The sequence below is a fragment of the Marinomonas sp. IMCC 4694 genome (assembly GCF_008122525.1).
GTDB lineage: Bacteria > Pseudomonadota > Gammaproteobacteria > Pseudomonadales > Marinomonadaceae > Marinomonas.
Genome location: NZ_VSRV01000001.1, coordinates 907,031 through 931,536, shown reverse-complemented (window position 1 = coordinate 931,536; position 24,506 = coordinate 907,031). Strand labels below are relative to the sequence as shown.

Below are 24,506 nucleotides of genomic sequence, written 5' to 3'. Positions count from 1 at the left end.
CGCAATGCAACAGTCAGATATCGAAGTTTATGTATTGTCTTGCCCAACAGAAACGATCATCCATTGGTTAAACAATCGTTTTAGTGTACTTCGCAAAGATTCGCATGATCCCCAGTGCACCAAGCTGACAGTCGTATTTGAAGAAAGCCATATCGAGGTTACTATTCTGGAAAAAGCCGCTGGAAAACGCTTTACATCAATCTGGTTTGATTCCAGTAAAACGCCTTGGGAAAACGATATCGCGTGCGCTAAAGAGGCCTTCATCGCGCTGAAATGTGAGGTGCGTTGCAATTTTCAAGGCTGGGAAGAAGAAGGCGCTCAAGACCCAGACCAGTGGTGGAAAATCAATGAATTTGAGGAAGGCCCATTTATTTGGACTTGACGCTTACGCATCACAGTTTTTTATTTTTCGGCAAAATTAAAAAGCCCCTTTTTTACTCTCACTGTTCGTAAGGTAAAAAGGGGCTTTTTTTGTGCTTGTTATGTATTTAGAGAGAGTACACTTAAAACTAAGCTAGTACGGCCAAAACAGCGTCGTAATTTGGCTCATCTGCCGTTTCAGCAACTTGCTCTGTATAAATGACGTTTCCAACTTCATCCAGCACAACTACAGCACGAGATAAAAGACCAATAAGTGGACCTGTTGTAAACACAAGACCATAGTCATCACCGAAAGTAGACCGGAAACTAGAGCCTGTATCGACATTATCAATGCCTTCAGCGCCACAAAAACGCGCGGCAGCAAAAGGTAAATCCGCAGACACACAAAGAACATTCACACCTTTGAAGGCCGCTGCTGATTCATTAAATTTGCGAACTGAAGTCGCACACGTTGGCGTGTCAACGGATGGGAATATGTTCAAAACCAACTTAGCACCCGCATAATCCGCTAAACTCGTGACAGACAAATCGGTTTTCACAAGCTCAAACGCTGGCGCGACACTACCAACAGCTGGAAGTGAGCCTGCTGTTTCAAAAGGATTACCTTTAAGGGTAACAATTGCCATACCTACCTCTTTATTAAATTATTAAAATTAACCGCGAATAATGGAAACGTTTTCCGCCTGCTTACCTTTTTCGCCTTCTGTAACATAAAAGCGAACTAATTGGCCTTCCACAAGGAAACGGCGACCACGGCCACGAATAGCGCGATAATGAACAAAAACATCATCACCATTTTCCATTGTCAAAAAGCCAAAGCCCTTCGAAGAATTGAACCATTTAACCGTTCCTTGCTCACGGTCATCGTCTTCATCCTCTTCCTCTATATCAGAATCAACAACCGACGATTTAACCTGACTAAGCATCGCACCAACATAGACAGATACAAGAATAAACCCAAAATACACTGGGAAATGAGCCATAATATCTTGGCCTAAAACACCCGCAATAAGCAAAGGCATAACTAAAGCAATAATTAGGCTAACAATGAAGGTACGTAATGAAAATAAACCAGCATTCGGAGCTGACTCTTTATTATGTGAAATATTATCCTGATGATCATTCATAACAGTCTTTCTCTTATTAAATTAAATATTATAGTGAAGCAAAGCCTACTTTTAAAAAATACGCTTCGTAGTAGTACAAAAGTGAATAAATAAATCGTTTTACTAAACTCTTTCTAAAATCACTGTGTGAAGCCAAAGAAGATAGTAGTAAAATACTTAACTTCTTATCGGAGCAATTTTCACGCCACTCTTGAACATTAAACAACCCGTGTTAGCGTCAGTTTTCTGTAAAGAATCGCTCATAAAATACGAATTTAGCCTAGTAAGGTTAACACACAGAAGGCCTCTATGAACACCTCACAAATCAACCAGCGAATAGACGAATTAGAGTTTAAAATGCAATTTCAAGAAGACACAATAGACAACTTAAACCAAGCACTTATCAGCCAACAAAAAGACCTGTTATTAATGAGGGAAAAGCTGGTTTTACTGGGTAACCAATTGGAGTCGTACCGCCAACAACAGCCCATTCATGACGGCGATAGACCACCGCATTATTGATATTCTATCTCGTACAAATCTATCTAACGGCGTGCAATGAGTCGAGGGATTTCAAAACATAAATATCAAACCGCCCCGACTTACCTTCCAATTGATACGTCGGCTTGGCATGATTTAAAAAAGGAGCGCCTTTAGGGCGCTTTACAACCACTCGATATTGCGCTAACCGTAACGCATGCGGCAAAAGTGCGTCGGCATCCAAATCCTGCCCCACTAAATCCCTAAAAAAAGCCATTTCTTTTTTGGCCGCCGCAGAAGATTTGTCCATATGAGGGTACATTGGGTCTAAATACACCACATCAAACTGCGAACCAGAATCAACGCCTTTGATATCCGTATCAAGCAAGTGCATGTTCGCTACAATATCCGCCACTTCATGGTAAAAAGTGCCTCGATACAAGCCATCCTCTAACATAGCTCGCACAAAGTTTACTCGTTCACACAGGGAAACAGAACAACCTAAACAAGCCAATACAAAGGCATCTCGACCCAATCCTGCCGTCGCATCCAATACAGAAAGACCAGGACGCTTATTTAAACCAACAGCTTTGGCAATGTCTTGACCCTTACCACCGCCAAATCGTCTTCTGTGATCGGCCGCACCAGAGGTGAAGTCAACACAAACCGGTTTGGGAGCGCCTTTGCCTGTTTTGGCAATGGCGATACCATCCTGCGTTTTCAATATCAAATAGTCGTACTGGGTCACGAATTTTATCGGCACATTCAGCGATAAGAACACCAAACCCAATGACATCGCCAAAGACCGTGCTTCTGACTCGAATATCTTATCGTTTGTGGCAACCGCTATAGAATGTCGCAACCGCAGTGATTCCTAAAATGATAATGAAAAAGTAAGCACTCACTAATAAGATAAGCGCTTAATGGCATAGGTTCAAAATAAAAGACGTCATTTATAAATACACCATCAGCAATAAAATCGAGCCTAAGAGCATTCTATAAACAAAAAAGGGGAAAAATCCGATGGTGTTCAACCATTTTAAAAACAAATAAATACACAAGTACGCGCTGATTGCAGACAATAATACGCCCATTCCAATGCTGACCCAATCTACCGTGGCGTTTGAAGATATAAGCTCCACCGACTTCAAGCCACCGGCGGCTAAGATAAGCGGAATGGAGAGCAAAAACGAAAATTTAGCCGCACTTTCCCGAGTAAAACCCAATGAGCGCGCGGCTGTCATGGTAATGCCTGATCGAGACGTGCCCGGTATTAAAGCAAGCGCTTGAGCAGCACCAATGTACAACACGCTTTTAATACCAAAATCTGCTTCCGATTTTGTTGCTGCACCAAAGCGATCAGATAACCACAACAAGACACCAAAACCTATTGTTGTATAGGCGATGACCTCTACAGAGCGTAAGTGATGACTGATAAAATCATCAAACAAAAAGCCTGCAATGCCCGCTGGCAAGGTCGCAATACAGATCCACCAAGCCAATCGGCTGTTTGGCGTTGATCGGCGTGTTCTCAATGACACACACCATGCGACGATAATTTGCCAAATATCCTGTCTGAAATAACCAACAATAGCCACTAAAGTGCCTACATGCACCGCAACATCAAACGCCAAGCCTTGATCTGGCCAATCAAGCAATTGAGCCGGTAAAATCAAATGCGCCGAGCTGGAGATAGGCAGAAACTCGGTCAGCCCCTGAATTACGGCTAGAAATACAATGTGATACCACAACATACAATCAACGTTTCCCTACACGAGGTGCTTGTTTTTCCCAGCTAATCTCGTCTCTTAAATAGGTTGGAATGGCAACGTAAGCGGACACTGAATGCCCTTTAGCAAAGGACAGCGCACCGAGCTCAGCAATACAGGCCGCTCGTGGCGCGCAATCCACTAGAATATGAGCGGGTTTTTCTGGAAGCAATGCACTCAAAGTATCAGCGTAACACCAACCGGAACCGACACCGTTATAAGACTCAGGCAAAACCGACAATGCGCCAGGCTTCACCACACACTCATCAATTAAAGAGTCTATTTCATATTGGCCATCGTCTTTTGTTACACGATAGCCACCTAAATAGATTTCTCCCATACGAGCATCTAACGCCGCAAGCCAATTTTGTTGACCCGTTTTTTGGAACGCCTCTAATGACAGTGCCGCCAAGGTAGACACTGGAACGACAGGTAAATCGGCACCAAAAGCAAGCCCCTGCACCACACCGGCACTGATTCTCAAGCCGGTAAAAGACCCAGGACCACAACCAAAGGCAATGGCATCAAGGTCTGACAGCTGCAAACCGGCTTGATTCAAAATCTGATCCACCATAGGCAAAATCAGATCATTGTGCATACGAGGCGCCATGCGAAAATCTTCTAACACGACGCCATTTATATTCAACGCCACCGAACACGCTGGTGTTGAAGTGTCCAAAGCCAAAATAATCGACATGGATGAATTAAGCCTTCAAAGAGTCTAATAAACTTTGTTTAATGTTATTTAAGTCACCCACACCGTTTACTTTGACGAACTGAGGGGCGGTGGTTGCGTCGGCTTTTAACCAATCTTGATAATAACCAATCAGTGGCGCGGTTTGATCATGATACACACCTAAGCGCAAACGCACCGTTTCCTCGGTGTCATCGGCACGCTGAACAAGATCATCGCCTGTCACATCGTCCTTGCCTGTCACTTTTGGTGGGTTGTACACAAGGTGGTAGGTACGACCAGATTCTTCATGCACACGACGACCACTCATACGTTGAACAATCTCTTCATCAGCCACATCAATTTCAACGACGTAGTCAATCGCCACACCCGCCTCTTTAAGCGCATCGGCCTGAGGAATAGTTCGTGGAAAGCCATCAAATAATGCACCATTGGCACAATCGTCTTGATTCAATCGCTCTTTAACTAAGCCAATAATAATATCATCAGAAACAAGCTGACCGGCATCCATTACAGCTTTGGCTTTTAACCCCATCTCACTGCCTGCTTTGACTGCTGCACGCAACATGTCGCCTGTTGAGATCTGCGGGATGCCAAACGCTTCCGTAATAAATTGAGCCTGAGTACCTTTGCCTGCGCCAGGCGCACCTAATAAAATTACTCGCATAAAAAATCTCCAAAAGACAGCGTAAAATGATCGAGCAAGAGAGACTGACACAGCATTTTATTGGTGCATCATCAGACGCACCTATAAAATACCAGACAACACTGTTGCATACTAAAAATTGAGTTGTCGCCAAGCATACCCAAGCAGCCATCCCTTATGCAAATTTACATGCTGTTTTTTATCCGTTTCTTGCTCATACTGAGCATTTATCAACCAAATCGATGTTTAGCCCGTATTTTGCATACCACTGGCAATGCCTGCCATAGTAATCATCAACGCTTTATTCACTTCGGCATTCTCTTCACCTTTACGGCTGCGGTACAAAAGCTCAGCTTGTAAATAGTGCAAAGGGTCGATGTAGGGGTTTCTTACATCGATAGATTGACGAATGGTCTTGTTATCATCAATCAGTCTTTCTTGCTTTTTAAGCATTCTCACCAATTCACTGACCTGCTTGAGTTTACCGCGCAACAAGCGCCCTAACCCCTGCAACTCGTCGCCGACAAGACGTTTTTCATAGTACTCAGCAATTTCAGGCTCGGCCTTTGCCAATACCATGTCGAGCATATCCAAATAAGCACCAAAAAACGGCCACTTTTTATGCATCTCACGTAATTTTTCCAAATTACCCGATTCAACAGCTTGCTCCAATGCGCTTTCTGCACCTAACCAGGCAGGCAACATAAGGCGAATTTGCATCCACGCAAAAATCCACGGGATAGCACGTAAGCTTTCAACCCCACCATCAGAACGGCGACGTGCGGGTCGGGAACCCAATGGTAATTTTGCTAACTCTTGCTCCGGTGTGGTCGCTCTAAAATAAGGAACGAAGTCTTCGTGTCCCCAAACAATAGAACGATACTGGTTCATCCCCACTTCAGCCATTTCATCCATAATAGCGCGCCATTCTTCTTTAGGCGGTTCGGCTGGAATCAAAGACGCTTCCATCACAGCGGAACAATAAAGTTCCAGCGAGCGCACAGCGATATCAGGAATACCAAATTTGAAACGGATCATCTCTCCTTGCTCTGTCACACGAATGGCACCATTCACCGAGCCAGGCGGCTGAGACAAAATCGCCACGTGCGCTGGACCGCCGCCACGACCTACGGTGCCGCCACGACCATGAAACAAGGTCAAATGAATTCCGTGTTTTTTACAGAGTCGAGTCAATGCTTCTTGTGCGCGATATTGCCCCCATGTCGCCGCAATTTGCCCTGCGTCTTTGGCGGAATCCGAATATCCGATCATGACTTCTTGACGGCCATCAATGTACGCTTTGTACCAAGGTAACGAGAAAAGCTGCTCTATGATAGGCTCGGCATTGTCTAAATCCGCGAGCGTTTCAAACAAAGGCACGATACGCATAGGAAAGCTGACGCCGGATTCTTTCAACATCAAGGCCACCGCCAAGACATCCGACGGTGCGCTGGCCATGGAGATAACGTAGGAACCAAACGAATTTTTCTGACCTTCAGCAATCATCAAGAAAGTATCAAGCACTTCTCTGACTTCGGCCGTTGGCGTCCACTCCATGGGTAAAAGTGGGCGTTTTGAATTTAATTCGGTCAACAAAAAGGCTTGTCGAGACGCTTCATCCCATTCCGCATAATCCCCCAAACCGTAGAAACGTGTAATGGCCGACAATGCATCGATATGACGAGACGCATCCTGGCGAACATCCAAACGCACTAAGGTGGCGCCAAATGTCGCCGCACACCGAATAAGATCTAATAAGGATCCATTCGCGATCACTTTCATGCCGCAATCTAATAAAGATTGGTAACACAGAATCAAATCGTCCGTCAGCTCTTGAATGTCTAAGAAAATGTCATCATTCGACGTCGGCTTACCATCCAAACAGGCTTTAGCCCAATTTTTGGTCGCCAACATTTTATTTTCTAAGTGTCTTAATACTTCACGGTATGGCTGAGCACTGTTGCCCACGCGCTCTCGCAACGCTGCATTACATTGCGTCATCGAAAACTCAGCCCGTAAATTATTTAAGTCTTTGATGTAAAGATCAGCCGCCATCCAACGCGCCAACAAGGTCACCTCTCGGGTCACTTTATGGGTAACATTCGGATTTCCATCACGGTCACCACCCATCCAAGTAGCAAAACGAATCGGAGCCAAGTCTAAAGGTAAACGCTCAGCCTTTGAGAACTCGCTAAACTGCTCATCCAATTGACGAAAGAAACGCGGAACGGCTTGCCACAAAGACTGCTCAATGACCGCAAAACCCCACTTTGCTTCATCTACAGGCGTCGGACGATCTTCACGAATCTCATCGGTATGCCACGCCTGCGTGATAATTTCTTTCAGACGTCGGACGTGTTTAGTCTCTTCCAAAGGCAAGATGTTGTCTTTGTCGAGGGCTTCAAGTTCACTGGAAATATTGTCGTATTTGCGAATAAGTGAACGGCGTACCACCTCTGTTGGGTGAGCCGTTAAAACTAACTCGATCGACTGGGACTGCAAAGACGCCAGCATGTCATCGGCACTGAAGTTTCTCTTATCCAATCGAGCCAATAAATCGCCAACGGGGTTATGGTACACACCAAGGCTTTCATTGGTACGACGACGGTGAACACGATGATACTGCTCTGCAATATTGGACAGATTCAAAAACTGGTTAAAAGCTCGAGCTACAGGAACAATTTCTTTATCATCCAGCGCTTCCAACGCTTGAATCAGTGCCGCCGAATCACCAGACTGGCGCCCATCTTTCGACAACAACCGAATATTCTCTATTTTCTCAAGAAAACCCGCCCCTAAATGATTGCTCATGCTTTCGCCAAGACAGTCTCCTAGCAACCTAACATTTTCACGTAATGACGCCTGTCGATCACTCACTTAACCCTCCTAATGTTGCCAACAACATCGTTTAAAACGTTCTTTTTGACCCAATCAAACATCAAAGCTACAAGCCTTCACGCTTGGCCTGGTCCCAATAATAATCCAACTCTTGCAGAGAGCAATCTGTTAATTTTTTATCCTGTGCGGCCACCAAGGCTTCGATTCTACCAAAGCGGCGGCGAAACTTTTCATTCGTTTTATTCAATGCAACATCGGGCGACACGTTAAGATGTCGTGCCAGATTAGACACGGCAAACAGCACGTCCCCCATTTCCTCTTCTACGTGCACTGTATCTTGTTCTTTTATCGCGTCTTCCAGTTCATCAAGTTCTTCTCGGATCTTGTCAAAAACTGGTGCAATATCGGACCAATCAAAGCCGACTTTTGAAACACTCTGCTGAATTTTGACGGCCTGCATAAGCGCCGGCATTGACCTTGGTATGGCATCAAGACGGCTTTCATCTACAACGCCTTTTCGGGGCTTTTGGTTCGCTTTCTCTTGAGCCTTAATATGCTGCCATTGCTCAGAAATTTGTTGATCGGTTAACGTAGTTGGCTCGCCAAAACGAGTAAGATCAGCCTCTGGGAATACATGAGGATGACGACGCAACATCTTTTCAACAATACCATCGGCAATGTCGTCAAAGGTGAAACGCTGCTCCTCTTCTGCGATTTGTGCGTAAAAAATCACCTGGAACAGCAAGTCGCCTAGCTCTTCTTTTAAGTGATCAAAGTCTTCTCGCTCAATCGCATCCAGCACTTCGTAAGCTTCTTCAAGGGTATAAGGCGCAATACTTTTGTAGGTTTGTTTTTGATCCCAAGCACAGCCAAACCGCTTATCACGCAAACAACGCATTAGGTGCTTGAGTTTGCTCATTGGCTCTATCAAAACGGCTGACTCGCTCAAAAATCACGCTCTCTGAACACATTCAACACATTGGGCAATTGATTAATACGATGCAGCAATTTGCTTAACACACTCAGCTCGCCAACCTCAATAGTAAAGCGAATACACGCGGTATGGTTTTCTTTAGCGGATAGCGTATTCATCGACAATAAATTCACTTTTTCGTTTGCCAACAAGCTAGTAATGTCGTTTAACAGCCCTGTACGGTCGTAAGCTTCGACCTGAATGTTAACCGGGTATTGATTGTCTAACTCTTCACCCCAGCTCACATCGATAATGCGTTCGGGCTCATCCAGCCCTAACTGTACGATATTGATACAATCTTGGCGATGAACCGACACACCACGCCCTTGGGTAATAAAGCCCACAATGTCATCCCCCGGGATAGGCGTACAGCACTTCGCCATCTGGGTAAGAAGTTTGCCTACGCCTAAAATATGAATGTCATTGTCAGATGATTTATGGCGGCTTTTTTTCAGGCGAATAGGTCGCGGCGCCGCCGTTTCGCCGTTGAGACTGTAAAAGTCATCAATCACTCTTAATACACGAGCTAATTGAATGTCCCCTGCGCCCAGCGCTACGTATACCTCATCCGCATAGGAAAAATTAAAACGTGACGAGATCGCTTGCAGATCAATGCGATTGTCTTCAAGACCAAGACGCTTTAACTGCTTGTCTAATAAGTTTTTGCCCGCTTCTAAGTTCTTTTCGCGATCTTCTTTACGAAACCAATTCTGTATTTTAGCTCTGGCTCGGTTGGTTTGAACATACCCAAGCGTAGGATGAAGCCAATCACGGCTAGGTCCACCTTCTCTGGTGGTAAGTATTTCAACCTTGTCGCCGGTTTTGAGCTGAGTAACCAAGGAAATGATCTTACCGTTGACCTTCGCGCCACGGCATCGATGACCAATTTCGGTATGCACACGATACGCAAAATCCACTGCGGTGGCGTTGATGGGCAAATCCACCACGTGCCCATCAGGGGTAAACACATAGATACGATCTTGCTCAATGTCACTTCGAACCTGCTCAGACAGCGACTCCAAGTCGCCCTGCACTTCATGAAAATCCAGAATAGTTCTCAGCCACTGTAGCTTTTCTTCGTAACTGGAGCTGTTTGAGCTTAAATCTGTACCCTTGTATTTCCAGTGGGCGCAAACACCTAACTCCGCATCTTCATGCATTTTATGAGTACGAATTTGGATTTCCAATGCACGACCTTGCGGTCCGATTACCGCCGTGTGTAACGACTGATAACCATTGGTTTTGGGGTTACTTATGTAATCATCAAACTCTTGCGGAATGGGGCGCCATAAATTATGCACAACCCCCAACACGCCATAACATTCCATTGGCTGATCAACCAAAATACGAACGGCTCTTACGTCGTATACTTCATCGAAGCCGATGTTTTTACGCTTCATCTTGCGCCAAATACTGTAGATATGTTTGGCTCTACCCATCAAGTCAGCGTGAATATTGATGTTTTTAAGGCGTTCATCTAAAAGCTGAATTACGTCGTCAATAAACTGCTGGCGGTCTAGACGTTTTTCATCCAACCAGTTAGCAATTCGTTTGTAATCTGAGGGGTATAAATAACGAAAGGAAAGGTCTTCAAGCTCCCATTTGATGTGACCAATACCTAATCGATGCGCCAGCGGGGCATACACACTTTGCACTTCTAAGGCAACGGCAACTCGACGCGCTTCGTCCTGATGTTTGGCTTCTTTGATCGCACACGCGCGCTCGGCCAACTTAATGAGTACCACACGGACATCGTCAATGATAGACACCAGCATTTTACGCAGCGATTCTAGCTGATTATCACTGCGACCTAATACTTCGACGGCGGTATCTGCAGTGAGGTTTTTAGACACCTCCCCCATGCGTATGACCCCTTCAATAATCGAAGAGACTTTACGACCAAACATGTCGGTGACTCGCGTAATAGGCAACTGATCTTCGCGTACCACGCGATACAGCGCCGCGGCGACAAGGGAGTCTTGATCCGCCCGAAAACCGGATAAAATTTCAACCATCTCCAGTCCTGCGCGAAAAGTACTCGCTTGCGCCCCCCAATACGAGGGACGAGCGCATTGCAATTCCGCTTGACGCGCTAATTCACACGCCATTCGTACTGGAACGCGAGCACTGTCATCGATCAGATGAGAAAAATGCCCCATCCACGCATCAATATCGACACTGCCATCTTCTAAAACAGGGTGATCTTTTCTAACCGTTACCATGCATCCTCCCTTCAATTTACTTCTTTTTTTGCAACAACATCATGCTTTCTACATGGGATGTTTGAGGAAACATATCCATCAAGCCGATGCGTGTCACATGGTATCCCTTTGCGACCAAATAGTCGGCATCCCTCGCTAACGTAGAAGCATTGCAAGAAACATACAATATTTGCGTCGGCGCTATTTTTATTATGCTATCTAAAAATTCAAGTGCGCCAGCGCGGGGGGGATCAAGCAGTATTTTCGTCACACCAGCACGCAATAACGCATTCGCGCTGGTCGTTATCGCATCCGCTTGAGTTAAATCGGCCGCCAAAAAAGAGGCATTGTCGATGTTATTAACACGCGCATTCTCTTTTGCAGCTTGCACCATGGTGTCTTGCACTTCCACACCAATGACCGATTTGACGTGCTGAGCGAGTGGCAAAGTAAAATTACCCACACCACAAAACAAGTCTAATACCACATCATGGCGGGTAAGATTTAACCAGTCGATGGCTTGCGCTACCATCTTTTTGTTCATTGCGGCATTTACTTGAATAAAATCTTGCGGATGAAAATGCAATCTTAACTCACCCAAATCATAGTAGCGCATTTTTTCAAGAGCCACGTCAGCCTTGCTCGATTTTGGTGCTTGCCAATAGATGATAATACCAGCACCATCAGCCCATTCTTGCCAATCGTTTTCAAGCCTCTCTGAGATGTCCGTCGTTAAACGAAACACCACGGAGACACCTTTACTGTCTTCCAATAACTCGATGTGCCCAACAGACGGCGCCAACGCATTACCCATCATATTGGCTTTTAATGATACAAAAGCACCTTGCAAGGACTCGGTCAAGACCACGCAACGTTCAATGGGCACAATGTCACTCGAGGCTTTGCCTCGAAACCCCATCACAGCATGGCCTTTGACAACATCAATCGCAATACGTGCGCGACGACGATATCCAGTGGACGCATCGGACAGCACCTCTATGGTTTGATGACGTAGGAGGTTACGAAACTGCCCCTGCAGCCAAGCAGATTTCGCTGCCAACTGCTGGTCGCCGGCCAAGTGCTGAAAACGGCAACCACCGCACACTGAAAAATGTTCACAGGAAGGGGAAATTCGATGGACGCTAGGTTCTATGAGGCTGACGAGCATGGCTTCATCAAACCGACGCCCCGCTTTGGTAACTTGGGCATTCACCGTTTCACCAGGCAAAGCCCCTTCTATAAAAGTGACTTTACCTTGCAAACGTGCAACACCTTTTGCTTCATGAGTTAAACCATCCACCTGATAAGTCTGGACAGGACCTATCGGCTGAGGTTTGGCGGTTCGACGCGGGGGGGTTCTTCTTCTCAAAAGAGGCTCTCTTTTCCAGAGTATAGGATAAACGCGCTGCTATTCTATCGCATCTGTTTAGCGAACGGGAAACGAAAGCGGCGCTTAATACGTGATTCGCCCTTTAAGCATCGAAAACACCCGTCGACAAATAACGATCACCTCGATCACACACGATCGCCACGATAACCGCGTTATTAAGTGTTTTGGATAAAGCCATCGCCGTTGCAACTGAGCCGCCAGAAGACACACCACAAAAAATACCTTCTTCTTTTGCAAGACGACGCATGGTCACTTCCGCGTCGTGCTGTGAGACATCCATTACATGATCAACACGAGCCGCATCGAAAATAGAAGGCAAATACGCTTTTGGCCAACGACGTATGCCAGGAATACTGGCCCCATCTTGAGGTTGTAGGCCAATGATTTGAATGTCATTATTTTGTTCTTTAAGATAATGAGACACCCCCATAATAGTACCCGTTGTGCCCATTGAGCTCACAAAGTGCGTGACGGTTCCTTGGGTTTGCTGCCAAATCTCCGGCCCTGTAGACACATAATGCGCGTTGGGATTATCTTGATTGGCAAACTGGTTTAAAACAATGCCGACACCCTGAGCTTGCATTTCTTGAGCCAGATCACGCGCTCTTTCCATACCTTGTTCTTTGGTGACTAAATGCAAAATAGCCCCATACGCCGACATCGCTGATTTGCGTTCTTGGCTCATGTTATCCGGCATAATCAAATGCATTTTGTAGCCTTTAATGGCAGCAGCCATAGCCAACGCAATGCCCGTATTGCCACTGGTCGCTTCAATCAAACTATCACCGGGCTTTATATCACCGCGCAATTCTGCTTGAACGATCATGTTTAATGCAGGGCGATCTTTCACTGAACCCGCAGGATTCTGACCTTCAAGCTTTAACAAAATAGTATTGTTTGGGTTAGGATTGATTCGCTGCAAGCGAACCAATGGGGTTTGCCCAATAAGGGACTCGATACTCGGGTATTGGATCATAAAAAACTTCGTTGACATTAATGACTTAGGGAATGACACTTAATAGATTACGTCTATTTAAGAACACTTAGACCAAACAGTACAATAAGAAAGCGTTATAAACTTAGGTTAAATTGCGCATTCTAGGGTAATAGATATGTTCATCCTACGTTTTTCCACGCTACTACTGTTATTACGGATGGTGACTAGCTGCGAACAACCCACAGCGGATCTGAGCGGATTACACCCCGCCGAGTTGAGAAAAGAGTGGCGGGCATGTGCCTATATTGTCAACCCATCCAATCGTGAAAAACAAATGTGCGACCATTATGAACACGAATGTCAGCGCCGAAAAAACTTAGGCAGCTTAGCTTGCTATTAACGGATTTTTTAACCCCTTATAGAACTAACATATAATTTTATGAAGCTTCCTTTTGCTCGCTTATTAACCGCTCATTTGAGCAATACGCTTTTCTGGGCACTCTTTGCGCCTGTGTTTATGGTGTCATTACTGGCTGGTGCACTTCTTATCAGCACACGTTTTCATGATTTAAACCGTCATCTATACGAACGTACCTCTCACATTACTGAGCAAGTCGCTACCACCAGCGAATACGCCATTGTCTTTTCTGATCAAAATATGATGTACCGTATCTTGCAAAACGCCCTTAATAATCAAGACATCAGTAGCGTCCGACTGTTTAATAGCGAACAAAAAATGATTGCTGAGTTAGGCAAAGCCCCTTCACAAAGCAACGACTCACAAGCCACTCTCTTCTCGGAAGACGCCTACGTCAAAGAATACCCCACTTATTTAGACTCCATGAGCGCCATTTACTACACCAGTAACGCCCCTGACAGCGTCTTTAAAACGCAAGCCGACCTGTTTAACCCAATTGACCAGCGCAGCCTCATCGGCTGGGTAAAGATAGAAACCAACAAATCGGGCATTCAAATAGAAAAATATCAGTACGCCGCTCTCACAGTCTTTATTTTACTGCTGTTTAACCTAGCGATTGTATTAAGCGCGTTACGCATCGCCAAAACGCTCACCCAACCAGTAGACCGTTTGGCAAACGCCATTACCAAACTGGTCAAAGGCCACTTTTCCGCCGCAAAACTAATAAAGCTCCCCCCCGAATACGCAACCCTTCAAAAAGATTTACTCGACCTTACCGAGCGCCTGGAACACCATAATGAAGAGCTTATTGCCGGTATAGAACAATCGACCGAAGACATTCGTCGCAGCATGGACAGTATGGAAGAGAAAAGCGCCCAGTTGCACATTGCTAACCGTGAAGCCATGGAATCCAACCGTTTAAAATCGCAATTTCTGGCCAATATTAGCCACGAGGTCCGAACGCCACTCAATGCCATTTTGGGCTACACAAAAACCTTACAGAAAGACATTACCGATACACAGCAACGGCTGTATGTCGATACCATAGAGCAGTCAACCAACAGCCTTCTGACCATCATTGGCGACATATTGGACTTTTCTAAAATAGAAGCTGGCAAGCTAAGCTTAGAAAGCAATCATTTCAATTTAAAGGCGCTCATCGACGATGTGTACCAAATTCTCAGCATCAACTTACTGACCAAAGAAAAAAAAATCGACCTTGTACCGGAATACAGCCAAAACATACCAGAATGGTTTATTGGTGACGGCACGCGAGTGCGACAGATACTGACCAATTTGATTGGTAATGCGATTAAATTTACACATCAAGGCTCGGTACGAACCAAAGTCTCGATTGCCTCACACAAAAACCAAGACGTCACCCTATCTTTCCAAATTATCGACACCGGAATTGGCATACCTGAGCATAAAATAAACCGTCTTTTTAAACCCTTTTCCCAGGTTGATACCAGCACCACCAGACAATTTGGTGGAACTGGGCTGGGGTTGGTCATCACTAAAAAATTGGTCGAACAGATGCGAGGGAAAATTGAGGTGAGCAGCGACCCCAGTATTGGCTCTACGTTTCGCTTCACCATCACCCTAAAAACGTCGAATAAACAAAGCCCTCATAAAGACGCACTCAATATTCAAGTCGTCTTACTTGAACCCAGCCCCACTTACAAAAGCTACCTAAATAGCTACCTACAAAGCATAGGCGTTGGCTGCAGCAGCGGTTCCGATTTAGAACACGTTGTTGCGCAGATGAATACTCCAAAAAACCGCATTGACTGCATTTTATTAAGCGTGATGCCCGACGCAAAAAGCGTGGCGGAAGCACGCGAATTAATCACCTATTCAACCCAACAATTTTCAATCCCGTGCATAGTAATGATTCAACCCCCTGGGCAAATAGCGCACTATCAAGACCTAAAAAGCCTCTGCAGCGACATTCTACTCAAGCCAATTGGGCAAGACCGGCTTTATAATGCTCTGCAACGTCTAAACGAGACGCCCGGGCAGCCTCACAGTAAAGCATCGCAGCCAATCAATGCATTGCATGATAAACTTAAAGGGCTCAATATTTTAGCCGTTGACGATTCCCCGATTAATTTGCAGCTCATCAACCATTGGCTGCTTCCTATTGGAGTAAACATCTCATTGGCCTACAGTGGTAAACAAGCCATCGCAATGGCAGAACACACCACGTATGATCTTATTTTTATGGACATTCAAATGCCCGAAATGGATGGCATGGAAACCACACAACACATACGCCAATTAGCACACTACACGAACACGCCCATCATTGCCCTGACCGCTCATGCTTTAGCGTCTGAACAACAACAAATGCTGTCCAGTGGCATGAACGCCTACCTAACCAAACCCATTGATGAGGAGCTTCTTCTGAACACCATAGACACCTGGTGCTCTACCACCGAAACACTGCAAGATCAGATCGATGCCAAATTAATGGGTATTTTTGACTTAGAAAAGGCGTTGGCAATTGTTGATGGCAAAACCGACATAGCAAAAGACATGTTTGATATGCTAGCGGATTCCTTAGACGATGAAAAAAAGCTCATTCAGCATCATTTAGAACACCAAGATACCAAGAAACTCATCGAGGTCGTACACCGAATCCACGGCGCTTCTAAATACACAGGTACGGTTAACATAGCGCGCCACGCTGGTTTTTTAGAAACCCATTTAAAAGAATTAGGGCTTGAAAACGCAGAAGGGGTCGCTGAGGACTTCATCGAGGCGATAGAAGAACTGCTCGACCATCGCCTGCTCATTCCTTGGGATCAGCCGTTCGATTCGAGTACAACAAACGCCTGAGCGTAGGCCTTTTCATCCGTTAGACTCAAGTGCCAAGCAACAGGAAAATCAAAGCGCTCATGAACACTCGAATCAACCGTTAATATCGGTTGTCCACTGGGTAAATTACTGACCGTAAAATGCTGAAAGCTCACACCCGAAGCAATACCAGTCCCCAGCGCTTTCACTGCGGCTTCTTTTGCTGCAAAGCGCTTGGCCACAAATGCATTCGCCTTGTCGAGATTACGGATAGCTAACCAATGAGATTTTTCTTCCGGTGTCAGAATTCGGTCAATAAAGCGCTCTCCTAGACGCGCAACAGACTGTGCAATTCGAGCAATATCCACCAAATCTGTACCAATACCGATAATCACATATCCCCCTTATAAACTGTCAATATGACGCTACATTAGGCCCGAAAAATAGGCACACCCAAATGCCGCTCACCCTGAAAAGGCGACTTCGGCAATAAACGCCTGGCCACCACAGGTTTGCCATTCAACAGGCTATCTAACCAGTGTCGATGCAATTCTTTAGCTAAACTCAACACCTGCTTATTGGTCCACTGCCCTGAGTGATAATTCATAGCAACTTGCCCCTCGACAAACAGCATGGGCAATTGCTTTGGCGTTTCTCCATGATACGGGCGCAAACCAAACTTGTAATGAAACTGATACAGCTGACGCGAATCGATTAACTCACCTCGCCCCGTCGACACCATATTAATACCCACACCCAACTCAGCAAACAGCCCGACTTCAAAACGTCGTAACAGAGGCGCAATAGGCGCACCAGAGTGCAAACTGCGGATCAACCATTGGTACAAGATAAACATATCGGGCAAAGGCAGATTCAGCGGCAATAATTTCTCTAGCAATTCGTGCACATACAAGGCCGCATACAAAGGCAGCCCCTCTAATGAAAAAGACGTCTTGATCGACTCTAAACTCTTTATGGTTTTTAAGTCACCGCGACCCGTAAGCTCAGCGTCATAACACAAAAAAGGCCCAGGTATGACCCGAGCCTCTTTTTTGGGTAGCCGCCACACGCCTCGGATCAAACCCTGCTCTTGAGTCAATAGATCAAGCAAGATCCTGCCGTCTTGAAAAGGACGAGTGTGGATCACATACGCCGACACGCGCATTCGACTTACTCTTCCTGATAACCTAAGCTCGCAAGCGCGCGCTCGTCGTCTGACCAACCCGAACGAACCTTGATCCAAAGATTAAGCATTACCTTATGTTGAAATAAGTTTTCCATATCAATGCGCGCTTCTTTGCCAATTAGCTTAATTTTATCGCCACGTTCGCCGATAATAATGCGTTTTTGACCATTACGTTCAACCAGAATAAGCGCACTTATGTGAATCGCTGACTCTTCGTAAACAAACTCTTCAATTTGCACCGCCACTTCATAAGGCACTTCCTGCCCTAGCTGACGCGTGATTTTTTCACGCACAATTTCAGCCGCTAAAAAACGCGAACTGCGATTGGTAATCTGATCTTCAGGGTAAAACTGCGTTCCTTCTGGCATGTAGCTTTCGACCAAACGCTCTAAACGATCTAGGTTATTGTTACGCAAAGCCGAAATAGGGACAATTTGAGCAAAGTTCATGCGATCGGATAAATTCGCCAAACGCGGCAACAGGTCGGTTTTTTGATCCAGTTGATCCACTTTGTTGACCACTAAAATCACTGGACAACGAGCCTGCTTGACTTTTTGCAACACAGATTCGTCTTCTTCCGTCCAGCGATCAGCATCAATGACAAACAACACCAAATCCACATCTTTCAATGCCGCTGCCGCGGTTTTATTCATGATACGGTTAATGGCTTTTGCTTCCCCCAAATGCAATCCAGGAGTATCAACGTAGATTGCCTGCACATGACCTTCGGTTTTCACACCCAAAATCTGATCGCGAGTGGTTTGCGGCTTACGGGAAGTAATCGACAGTTTTTGACCCAATATATGATTCAACAGGGTAGATTTACCCACATTAGGGCGCCCAACTATGGCGATATAACCACAGTGCGTTACTTCAACTTCAACGTCAGACATGTTTCTTTTCCAGTTTTTTCAAGGCTTTCGTCGCGGCGTTTTGCTCAGCAATACGGCGACTGTTGCCCTTGCCTTCAATCGCCTCTTCACACAATTCAATAAAGCAATGCACATAGAACAATTGATCATGGGGTTCGCCAACAATGTTCACCACTTCGTATTGAGGCAAAGCATGCTTACGAGCTTGTAGATATTCTTGAAGACGTGTTTTGGCGTCTTTGGTCACTATTTTTAAAGACGTTGCGTCTAAACGCTCTTTGTACCACGCCAAGATATGTTGACGACAAACGTCCATACCAGCGTCTAAATACATGCCGCCAATAATGCCCTCAACCGTATCCGCTAAGATAGAGTCACGTCTAAAACCACCGCTTTTTAATTCGCCAGCCCCCAATTTAAGATAGTCACCAAGCTCAAACTCTCTTGCCAGTTCGGCCAAGGTGTCACCCTTCACCAAAGAGGCTCGCAGCCGACTCAATTCACCTTCTTTGGCCTTAGGAAAACGGTGAAATAAATCTTCCGCAATCACATAGTTAAGGATTGAATCACCAAGAAACTCAAGGCGCTCATTATTTTTGCCACCAAAACTACGGTGCGTTAGCGCCAGCTCAAGCAGTCCAAGGTCAGCGAAAAAGTACCCTATTCGCCGACTCAGCTTCTGATACGATGAACTCAAAATTTCTCCAAAAAATACTATTCAATCAAACCGTTATTTTTAAAGCTTGGGAGACTTAAAAACTCATCCCAATGCAGCCAAACATAAAAAGCGCGGCCTTTCATGTTTTCATCTGGCACAAAGCCCCAAAAACGGCTGTCTGCGCTGTTGTCTCTGTTATCGCCCATCACAAAGTAATGTCCAGCCGGAACCGTCCACTCGCCTTCTTGTGGGGTAAAACGATAACTGTTGTATATATCGTGTTGAACGTCGCCTAATTGCTCAGAAAATACATCCACTGGCTCTTGACTTGGGTTTAACGAAATGGGCAGTTTCGCCAAAAACGCTTTACTCACTGGCGTACCATTCACTGTCAGCACTTTATTACGATAGGCTACCGTATCTCCCGGCAAGCCAATCAAACGTTTAATGTAATTTAAACTAGGATCACGCGGATATTTAAACACCACCACATCCCCTTGTTTAGGTTCTGTCGTAGGGATAATCACGGTGTTCAACACGGGTAAACGCAGACCGTACTCAAATTTATTCACCAGAATAAAGTCACCGATTTCTAACGTCGGCAACATAGAGCCTGAGGGAATTTGAAAAGGTTCGACCACAAACGAACGTAAGCCAAAAATGACCGCAATAATCACAAAGTAAGATTTCACTTCAACAACAAAACGCGGTGTTTGCGCTAGCCTTTGTTGCGCTTCTTTGTTTATAGCACCACGTGCTTCAGGCGTCATGTTTGCCAATGCCAACTTTCGCTTCGGCAAATACACAATACGATCATAGATCCAAAACACACCCGTCACCAAAAATGCGATGGCCAGTATCAACTCGAAATCAAAACCCATACTTACTTACTCCACCAAAGCGTGCAAATACACGCCCGTTGATTAACTGGCTAGCTGTCCAACTGCAAAACCGCAAGGAAAGCGGATTGAGGTACTTCTACGTTACCCACTTGCTTCATGCGTTTCTTACCTTCTTTCTGCTTCTGCAATAGCTTTTTCTTACGGCTAACATCGCCACCGTAACATTTGGCGATCACGTTTTTGCGCAAAGCCTTTACCGTCGTACGAGAAATCACTTTCGCGCCAACGGCGCCTTGAATTGCCACATCGAACATCTGACGAGGAATCAGCTCTTTCATTTTTTCACATAAGGCACGGCCTTTGTATTGCACGTTGTCTTTGTGCATGATCAAGGCTAACGCATCGACTCGCTCACCGTTTATCAATATATCCAAACGCACTAACGGCGCCGCATTGAAGTGAGAAAAACTGTAATCCAATGACGCAAAACCACGACTGCATGATTTGAGTTTGTCAAAAAAGTCCATAACGACTTCATTCATAGGCAATTCATAGCGCAATTGCACCTGACGACCGACGTAGAGCATGTCTTTTTGAACACCACGCTTTTCAATACACAAGGTAATCACGTTACCCAAGTACTCTTGCGGGACCAAAATATTGGCTTCAACGATCGGCTCGCGCATTTCTTTGATAGTGCCTAAATCGGGCATTTTAGACGGGCTATCAACGTTGATTACGTCGCCATTGTTTAGCTCAATTTCATAGACAACCGTTGGCGCCGTGGTGATCAGGTCTAAATTGTATTCGCGCTCTAAACGCTCTTGAATGATTTCCATGTGCAGCATGCCAAGGAAACCACAACGGAAACCAAACCCTAATGCATCAGAGCTTTCCGGCTCGAAAAACAAAGACGCATCGTTCAATGTCAACTTATCCAGCGCCACACGAAAATCTTCATAATCGTCTGAGCTAACAGGGAAAACACCCGCATACACCTGAGGTTTTACTTTCTTAAAACCCGCCAACTGAGCCACATTGGGCGTAGAAGCATGAGTGATGGTGTCGCCTACTGGGGCGCCATGGATGTCTTTGATGCCTGCCACGACAAAGCCCACTTCTCCCGCTCTTAACACACCGGTTTCTTTGCGCTTAGGCGTGAAAATACCGGTCATATCAACAGGGTGCGTTTGCTTAGTCGATTTGATGAAAATTTTGTCTTTCTTGCGCAAGGTACCTTGCTTAATACGCACTAAAGAAACAACACCCAAGTAGTTATCGAACCAAGAGTCAATAATCAGTGCTTGGAGTGGTGCATCAACATCGCCTTCTGGCGGTGGAATAGTCGCGATTAGACGCTCTAAAACATCGTCTACCCCCATGCCAGTTTTAGCAGAGCATGTCACCGCGTTCATTGCGTCGATACCGATAATTTCTTCTATCTCGGCACTGACTCGCTCTGGTTCGGCCTGAGGCAAATCGATTTTATTCAACACCGGCATAACTTCGAGACCCTGCTCGATCGCGGTATAGCAGTTTGCTACGGACTGAGCTTCCACGCCTTGCGCCGCATCGACTACTAGCAAGGCGCCTTCACAAGCCGCTAGGGAACGAGACACTTCGTAGGAAAAATCCACGTGCCCTGGAGTATCAATGAAATTTAGCTGATAAGTTTGACCATCTTTAGCATGGTAATCCAAGGTCACACTTTGCGCCTTGATAGTGATACCGCGCTCACGCTCAATATCCATAGAATCAAGAACTTGGGCAGACATTTCACGCTCGCTCAGACCTTCGCAGGTTTGAATGAAACGGTCGGCTAATGTGGATTTTCCGTGATCAATGTGCGCAATGATCGAGAAATTGCGTATGTGCTTAAGATTATTAGAGGACACTATTTACTCACACTTTAAAAGCGATGTTTGGATGAACACCAGCGAATACACTCGCATTCAGGATAGAAATTGGCGAGCATTCTACCGAAAATCAAGCAAGGACTCCATTTATTTCAAAGGCGAACTCAATCGCCCTTCACCCATTCTATTGGCGTGCTCTGCATACAAACAATAATCCGCTTAAGGTAGAACAATGCCACGCTGTTTTAAAATACGCTCAACTGTGTCTACGGTGGCTTGCGTGTGGGCGTCTATTTCAAGGTTGACCCGATCACCCACTGTCAATTTATCAAATGTGGTTAACCGCAAGGTTTCTGGTATTAAGGAGACTTCCAGCCAATCATCGCCAATGGCACTGATGGTTAAGCTCGCACCATTAAGCCCCACATACCCCTTATCGAACAAATACCGCCTAGCATCCACTTCGTTTTGGCGATCTGTGGTAAAACGAATATGCACACTGTCTTCTACTTTTTCGACTCGTGACACCGCAACAGACGTCATAATATGGCCAGACATAATGTGCCCTCCGACCTCATCGCCCATTCTGGCCGCTCGTTCGAAGTTCACTATATCGCCGGTTTGCAACAAACCAACATTGGTTAATGCCAACGTCGTATCGATGACATCAAATGTCAGCTCGTCATGGGTCATGTCAGACACGGTAAGGCAAACACCGTTAATGGCCACACTGGCCCCAAGTTGCTGCCCCAACATAACGCCTGTAGGGAAATCAATAACAAGGCGTTTGTTACGCCCCACCTGGTTTGTAAGCTTGACCGTTGCCTTACCCTGAACAATACCCGTAAACATAAAAGACCTCATTAATAGGAAAAATAATCGAGATACGTATGCAACATCGTATCAAGATTGAAAAACTGAAGAAGAAACGTACACCTATCATCAAAGCGTTGCCGTGACTGCTTTTGCATGAGTTATCACAGCATCACCAATAGGGTTATCCACAGGTTACGGGGATAACCTCTTCTTACTTACATGATGAGTAAAAAAACACTTAGATTCTACTTATGCGACCACTTTAGCATTTTTCAATCATACCCCCAAAAATCAAGCCATAAAAAAGCCCCAGCAAAAGGCTGAGGCTTATTGGTACAGGAACGCTTAATCAGTCTTGCAGTGCTTCTATCATGGCTTGTGTCACCAAGGTAATTCCGTCGGAGTTACGATAGAATCGAGCCGCATCCGCCACTGCGTCTTCGCCAATAACTGTGCCTTCCGGAATGCAGCAATCAGAATCCACAATCACTTTGGTTAAACGACAATGACGCCCAATGTCCCCGCGCGGCAAAATCACCGACTTATCCACATGGGAATACGAATTGACCCGTACGTTATTGAATAAAATAGACTGTTCTACCGTCGAACCAGACACAATACAACCTGCTGAAACGACAGAGTTTAAAGCCGTCCCGATGCGCTCTTCATAGTTGTAATTAAACTTCGCCGCAGGGCGCTGATATTGCATGGTGCGGATGGGCCATTCTTCGTCGTACAAGTCCAATTCTGGGACGAGGCGTGTTAGATCCATATTCGCTTCCCAATAAGCCGTTAACGTACCCACATCACGCCAGTAAGGCGCACTTGGGTAACTGGGGTTATTGATCACACTGCGCGAAAAATGGTGCGCTTTGATTTTACTGCGACCCACGAAAAGCGGGATAAGATCTTTACCAAAGTCATGGCTAGAATCATCATCACTGGCGTCTGAGTGTAAATTTTCAGATAGAAATTTCGTATTAAATATATAAATCCCCATGCTGGCTAACGCCACATTGGGTTTACCAGGCACGGTAGGAGGATTGGAAGGTTTCTCTTCGAAGGCAATAATATTGTCACCTTCGTCCACGTGCATAATACCAAATTGATCCGCCTCTTCAATCGGTACCTCAATGCAGGCCACCGTCACGTCGGCACCACTTTCAATATGATCTTCCAGCATCACGCTGTAATCTTGTTTATAAACGTGATCTCCCGCGAGGATTAAAATATATTCACTGTCTAAACTATCGATCATGCTTAAATTCTGATAAACCGCGTCCGCCGTACCTCGATACCAATCACTGCCCGTTTGTTGCTGAGCCGGCCAAAGCTCGATAAATTCGTTGAAATCCGAGCGTAAGAAATTCCAACCACGTTGTACGTGCTGGTTTAACGTGTGTGACCGGTATTGAGTCAGCACCGCAATCCGACGCATCCCTGAGTTGATGCAGTTGGACAATGGAAAATCAATAATTTTGTACTTACCGGCAATAGGAACCGCAGGTTTCGAACGATTATCCGTTAATTGTTTAAGTCTTGAGCCACGTCCACCGGCTAATATAATGGACAGAGTTTTCATGCGCGCTGTATTTAAATCCATGTGATGCCCTTAAAATTTTTATCAACACACTCTAATAGAAG

Annotated in this window: 22 protein-coding genes; 3 read left to right on the top strand and 19 right to left on the bottom strand. The window is 45.5% G+C overall.

Annotated features, from left to right (window positions below; all coding sequences use genetic code 11):
* The first annotated feature begins 4 nt into the window (after nucleotides 1-4).
* On the top strand, nucleotides 5-382 hold the full coding sequence (locus tag FXV75_RS04265; protein ID WP_148831336.1) for a hypothetical protein: 378 nt from the start codon (nucleotides 5-7) through the stop codon (nucleotides 380-382).
* Between the two features lie 127 nt (nucleotides 383-509).
* Here FXV75_RS04265 and tpx read toward each other — a convergent pair whose 3' ends face one another.
* Together tpx and FXV75_RS16635 are read right to left on the bottom strand one after the other, a co-directional pair.
* Nucleotides 510-1,007 carry a thiol peroxidase gene (gene tpx, locus FXV75_RS04260; RefSeq protein ID WP_148831335.1) on the bottom strand — a complete coding sequence of 166 codons (498 nt, stop codon included), beginning with the start codon at nucleotides 1,005-1,007 and terminating at the stop codon, nucleotides 510-512.
* 27 nt (nucleotides 1,008-1,034) lie between these two features.
* A complete protein-coding gene (locus FXV75_RS16635) occupies nucleotides 1,035-1,508 on the bottom strand; it encodes a cold shock domain-containing protein (protein WP_316247083.1) in 474 nt (157 codons plus the stop codon).
* A gap of 288 nt (nucleotides 1,509-1,796) precedes the next feature.
* Between FXV75_RS16635 and FXV75_RS04250 the strand changes: the two genes are divergently transcribed.
* Complete coding sequence (locus tag FXV75_RS04250; protein WP_148831334.1) at nucleotides 1,797-2,009, top strand: SlyX family protein; 213 nt, start codon at nucleotides 1,797-1,799, stop codon at nucleotides 2,007-2,009.
* Between the two features lie 19 nt (nucleotides 2,010-2,028).
* Here FXV75_RS04250 and FXV75_RS04245 read toward each other — a convergent pair whose 3' ends face one another.
* The 9 genes from FXV75_RS04245 to cysM all read right to left on the bottom strand — a co-directional run bounded on the left by FXV75_RS04245 (nucleotide 2,029) and on the right by cysM (nucleotide 13,454).
* Entirely contained in the window at nucleotides 2,029-2,829 is an 801-nt protein-coding gene (locus FXV75_RS04245; protein ID WP_148831333.1) for a class I SAM-dependent methyltransferase, read from the bottom strand.
* Between the two features lie 91 nt (nucleotides 2,830-2,920).
* Nucleotides 2,921-3,721 carry an undecaprenyl-diphosphate phosphatase gene (locus FXV75_RS04240; protein WP_148831332.1) on the bottom strand — a complete coding sequence of 267 codons (801 nt, stop codon included), beginning with the start codon at nucleotides 3,719-3,721 and terminating at the stop codon, nucleotides 2,921-2,923.
* A 4-nt stretch (nucleotides 3,722-3,725) separates the two neighbouring features.
* On the bottom strand, nucleotides 3,726-4,433 hold the full coding sequence (gene tsaB, locus FXV75_RS04235) for a tRNA (adenosine(37)-N6)-threonylcarbamoyltransferase complex dimerization subunit type 1 TsaB (RefSeq protein ID WP_148831331.1): 708 nt from the start codon (nucleotides 4,431-4,433) through the stop codon (nucleotides 3,726-3,728).
* Between the two features lie 7 nt (nucleotides 4,434-4,440).
* Complete coding sequence (adk, locus tag FXV75_RS04230; RefSeq protein ID WP_148831330.1) at nucleotides 4,441-5,097, bottom strand: adenylate kinase; 657 nt, start codon at nucleotides 5,095-5,097, stop codon at nucleotides 4,441-4,443.
* A 225-nt stretch (nucleotides 5,098-5,322) separates the two neighbouring features.
* Entirely contained in the window at nucleotides 5,323-7,953 is a 2,631-nt protein-coding gene (gene ppc / locus FXV75_RS04225) for a phosphoenolpyruvate carboxylase (RefSeq protein ID WP_148831329.1), read from the bottom strand.
* Nucleotides 7,954-8,020: 67 nt separating this feature from the next.
* Complete coding sequence (gene mazG, locus FXV75_RS04220; RefSeq protein ID WP_316247082.1) at nucleotides 8,021-8,863, bottom strand: nucleoside triphosphate pyrophosphohydrolase; 843 nt, start codon at nucleotides 8,861-8,863, stop codon at nucleotides 8,021-8,023.
* Nucleotides 8,860-11,109 (bottom strand): GTP diphosphokinase, encoded by a 2,250-nt coding sequence (gene relA / locus FXV75_RS04215; protein ID WP_148831328.1) that lies wholly within the window; start codon nucleotides 11,107-11,109, stop codon nucleotides 8,860-8,862. The genes mazG and relA overlap by 4 nt, the downstream gene beginning before the upstream one ends.
* Nucleotides 11,110-11,125: 16 nt before the next feature.
* On the bottom strand, nucleotides 11,126-12,457 hold the full coding sequence (gene rlmD / locus FXV75_RS04210; protein WP_148831327.1) for a 23S rRNA (uracil(1939)-C(5))-methyltransferase RlmD: 1,332 nt from the start codon (nucleotides 12,455-12,457) through the stop codon (nucleotides 11,126-11,128).
* Nucleotides 12,458-12,560: 103 nt separating this feature from the next.
* The gene (gene cysM / locus FXV75_RS04205) at nucleotides 12,561-13,454 is read right to left on the bottom strand and encodes a cysteine synthase CysM (RefSeq protein ID WP_148831326.1); all 894 of its coding nucleotides are present in this window, start codon (nucleotides 13,452-13,454) and stop codon (nucleotides 12,561-12,563) included.
* A 400-nt stretch (nucleotides 13,455-13,854) separates the two neighbouring features.
* Between cysM and FXV75_RS04200 the strand changes: the two genes are divergently transcribed.
* The gene (locus FXV75_RS04200; protein WP_148831325.1) at nucleotides 13,855-16,674 is read left to right on the top strand and encodes a response regulator; all 2,820 of its coding nucleotides are present in this window, start codon (nucleotides 13,855-13,857) and stop codon (nucleotides 16,672-16,674) included.
* Here the strand turns inward: FXV75_RS04200 and acpS are convergent.
* The 8 genes from acpS to glgC all read right to left on the bottom strand — a co-directional run bounded on the left by acpS (nucleotide 16,641) and on the right by glgC (nucleotide 24,465).
* The gene (gene acpS / locus FXV75_RS04195) at nucleotides 16,641-17,027 is read right to left on the bottom strand and encodes a holo-ACP synthase (RefSeq protein ID WP_148831324.1); all 387 of its coding nucleotides are present in this window, start codon (nucleotides 17,025-17,027) and stop codon (nucleotides 16,641-16,643) included. The two genes, FXV75_RS04200 and acpS, sit on opposite strands and share 34 nt — an antisense overlap.
* 35 nt (nucleotides 17,028-17,062) lie before the next feature.
* Nucleotides 17,063-17,797: a DNA repair protein RecO gene (locus tag FXV75_RS04190; protein ID WP_148831323.1), complete on the bottom strand. Its 735-nt coding sequence runs from the start codon at nucleotides 17,795-17,797 to the stop codon at nucleotides 17,063-17,065.
* Between the two features lie 5 nt (nucleotides 17,798-17,802).
* Nucleotides 17,803-18,711, bottom strand: a complete 909-nt coding sequence (gene era, locus FXV75_RS04185) for a GTPase Era (RefSeq protein ID WP_148831322.1) — start codon at nucleotides 18,709-18,711, stop codon at nucleotides 17,803-17,805.
* Nucleotides 18,704-19,387, bottom strand: a complete 684-nt coding sequence (rnc, locus tag FXV75_RS04180) for a ribonuclease III (RefSeq protein WP_148831321.1) — start codon at nucleotides 19,385-19,387, stop codon at nucleotides 18,704-18,706. Before rnc ends, era begins: the two co-directional genes overlap by 8 nt.
* Before the next feature lie 17 nt (nucleotides 19,388-19,404).
* Complete coding sequence (gene lepB, locus FXV75_RS04175; RefSeq protein ID WP_148831320.1) at nucleotides 19,405-20,229, bottom strand: signal peptidase I; 825 nt, start codon at nucleotides 20,227-20,229, stop codon at nucleotides 19,405-19,407.
* 50 nt (nucleotides 20,230-20,279) lie between these two features.
* Nucleotides 20,280-22,085, bottom strand: coding sequence for a translation elongation factor 4 (gene lepA / locus FXV75_RS04170; protein ID WP_148831319.1), 1,806 nt, complete (start codon nucleotides 22,083-22,085; stop codon nucleotides 20,280-20,282).
* A gap of 180 nt (nucleotides 22,086-22,265) precedes the next feature.
* The gene (locus tag FXV75_RS04165) at nucleotides 22,266-22,898 is read right to left on the bottom strand and encodes a riboflavin synthase subunit alpha (protein ID WP_148831318.1); all 633 of its coding nucleotides are present in this window, start codon (nucleotides 22,896-22,898) and stop codon (nucleotides 22,266-22,268) included.
* Between the two features lie 313 nt (nucleotides 22,899-23,211).
* The gene (gene glgC, locus FXV75_RS04160) at nucleotides 23,212-24,465 is read right to left on the bottom strand and encodes a glucose-1-phosphate adenylyltransferase (protein WP_148831317.1); all 1,254 of its coding nucleotides are present in this window, start codon (nucleotides 24,463-24,465) and stop codon (nucleotides 23,212-23,214) included.
* Nucleotides 24,466-24,506 lie beyond the last annotated feature (41 nt).

Bases quoted from the DNA above. Each gene is read 5' to 3' on its own strand.
- FXV75_RS04265 (WP_148831336.1), top strand. From the start codon at position 5: ATGCAACAGTCAGATATCGAAGTTTATGTATTGTCTTGCCCAACAGAA.
- tpx (WP_148831335.1), bottom strand. From the start codon at position 1,007: ATGGCAATTGTTACCCTTAAAGGTAATCCTTTTGAAACAGCAGGCTCA.
- FXV75_RS16635 (WP_316247083.1), bottom strand. From the start codon at position 1,508: ATGAATGATCATCAGGATAATATTTCACATAATAAAGAGTCAGCTCCG.
- FXV75_RS04250 (WP_148831334.1), top strand. From the start codon at position 1,797: ATGAACACCTCACAAATCAACCAGCGAATAGACGAATTAGAGTTTAAA.
- FXV75_RS04240 (WP_148831332.1), bottom strand. From the start codon at position 3,721: ATGTTGTGGTATCACATTGTATTTCTAGCCGTAATTCAGGGGCTGACC.
- tsaB (WP_148831331.1), bottom strand. From the start codon at position 4,433: ATGTCGATTATTTTGGCTTTGGACACTTCAACACCAGCGTGTTCGGTG.
- adk (WP_148831330.1), bottom strand. From the start codon at position 5,097: ATGCGAGTAATTTTATTAGGTGCGCCTGGCGCAGGCAAAGGTACTCAG.
- relA (WP_148831328.1), bottom strand. From the start codon at position 11,109: ATGGTAACGGTTAGAAAAGATCACCCTGTTTTAGAAGATGGCAGTGTC.
- cysM (WP_148831326.1), bottom strand. From the start codon at position 13,454: ATGATCCAATACCCGAGTATCGAGTCCCTTATTGGGCAAACCCCATTG.
- FXV75_RS04200 (WP_148831325.1), top strand. From the start codon at position 13,855: ATGAAGCTTCCTTTTGCTCGCTTATTAACCGCTCATTTGAGCAATACG.
- FXV75_RS04190 (WP_148831323.1), bottom strand. From the start codon at position 17,797: ATGCGCGTGTCGGCGTATGTGATCCACACTCGTCCTTTTCAAGACGGC.
- era (WP_148831322.1), bottom strand. From the start codon at position 18,711: ATGTCTGACGTTGAAGTTGAAGTAACGCACTGTGGTTATATCGCCATA.
- lepB (WP_148831320.1), bottom strand. From the start codon at position 20,229: ATGGGTTTTGATTTCGAGTTGATACTGGCCATCGCATTTTTGGTGACG.
- FXV75_RS04165 (WP_148831318.1), bottom strand. From the start codon at position 22,898: ATGTTTACGGGTATTGTTCAGGGTAAGGCAACGGTCAAGCTTACAAAC.
- glgC (WP_148831317.1), bottom strand. From the start codon at position 24,465: ATGGATTTAAATACAGCGCGCATGAAAACTCTGTCCATTATATTAGCC.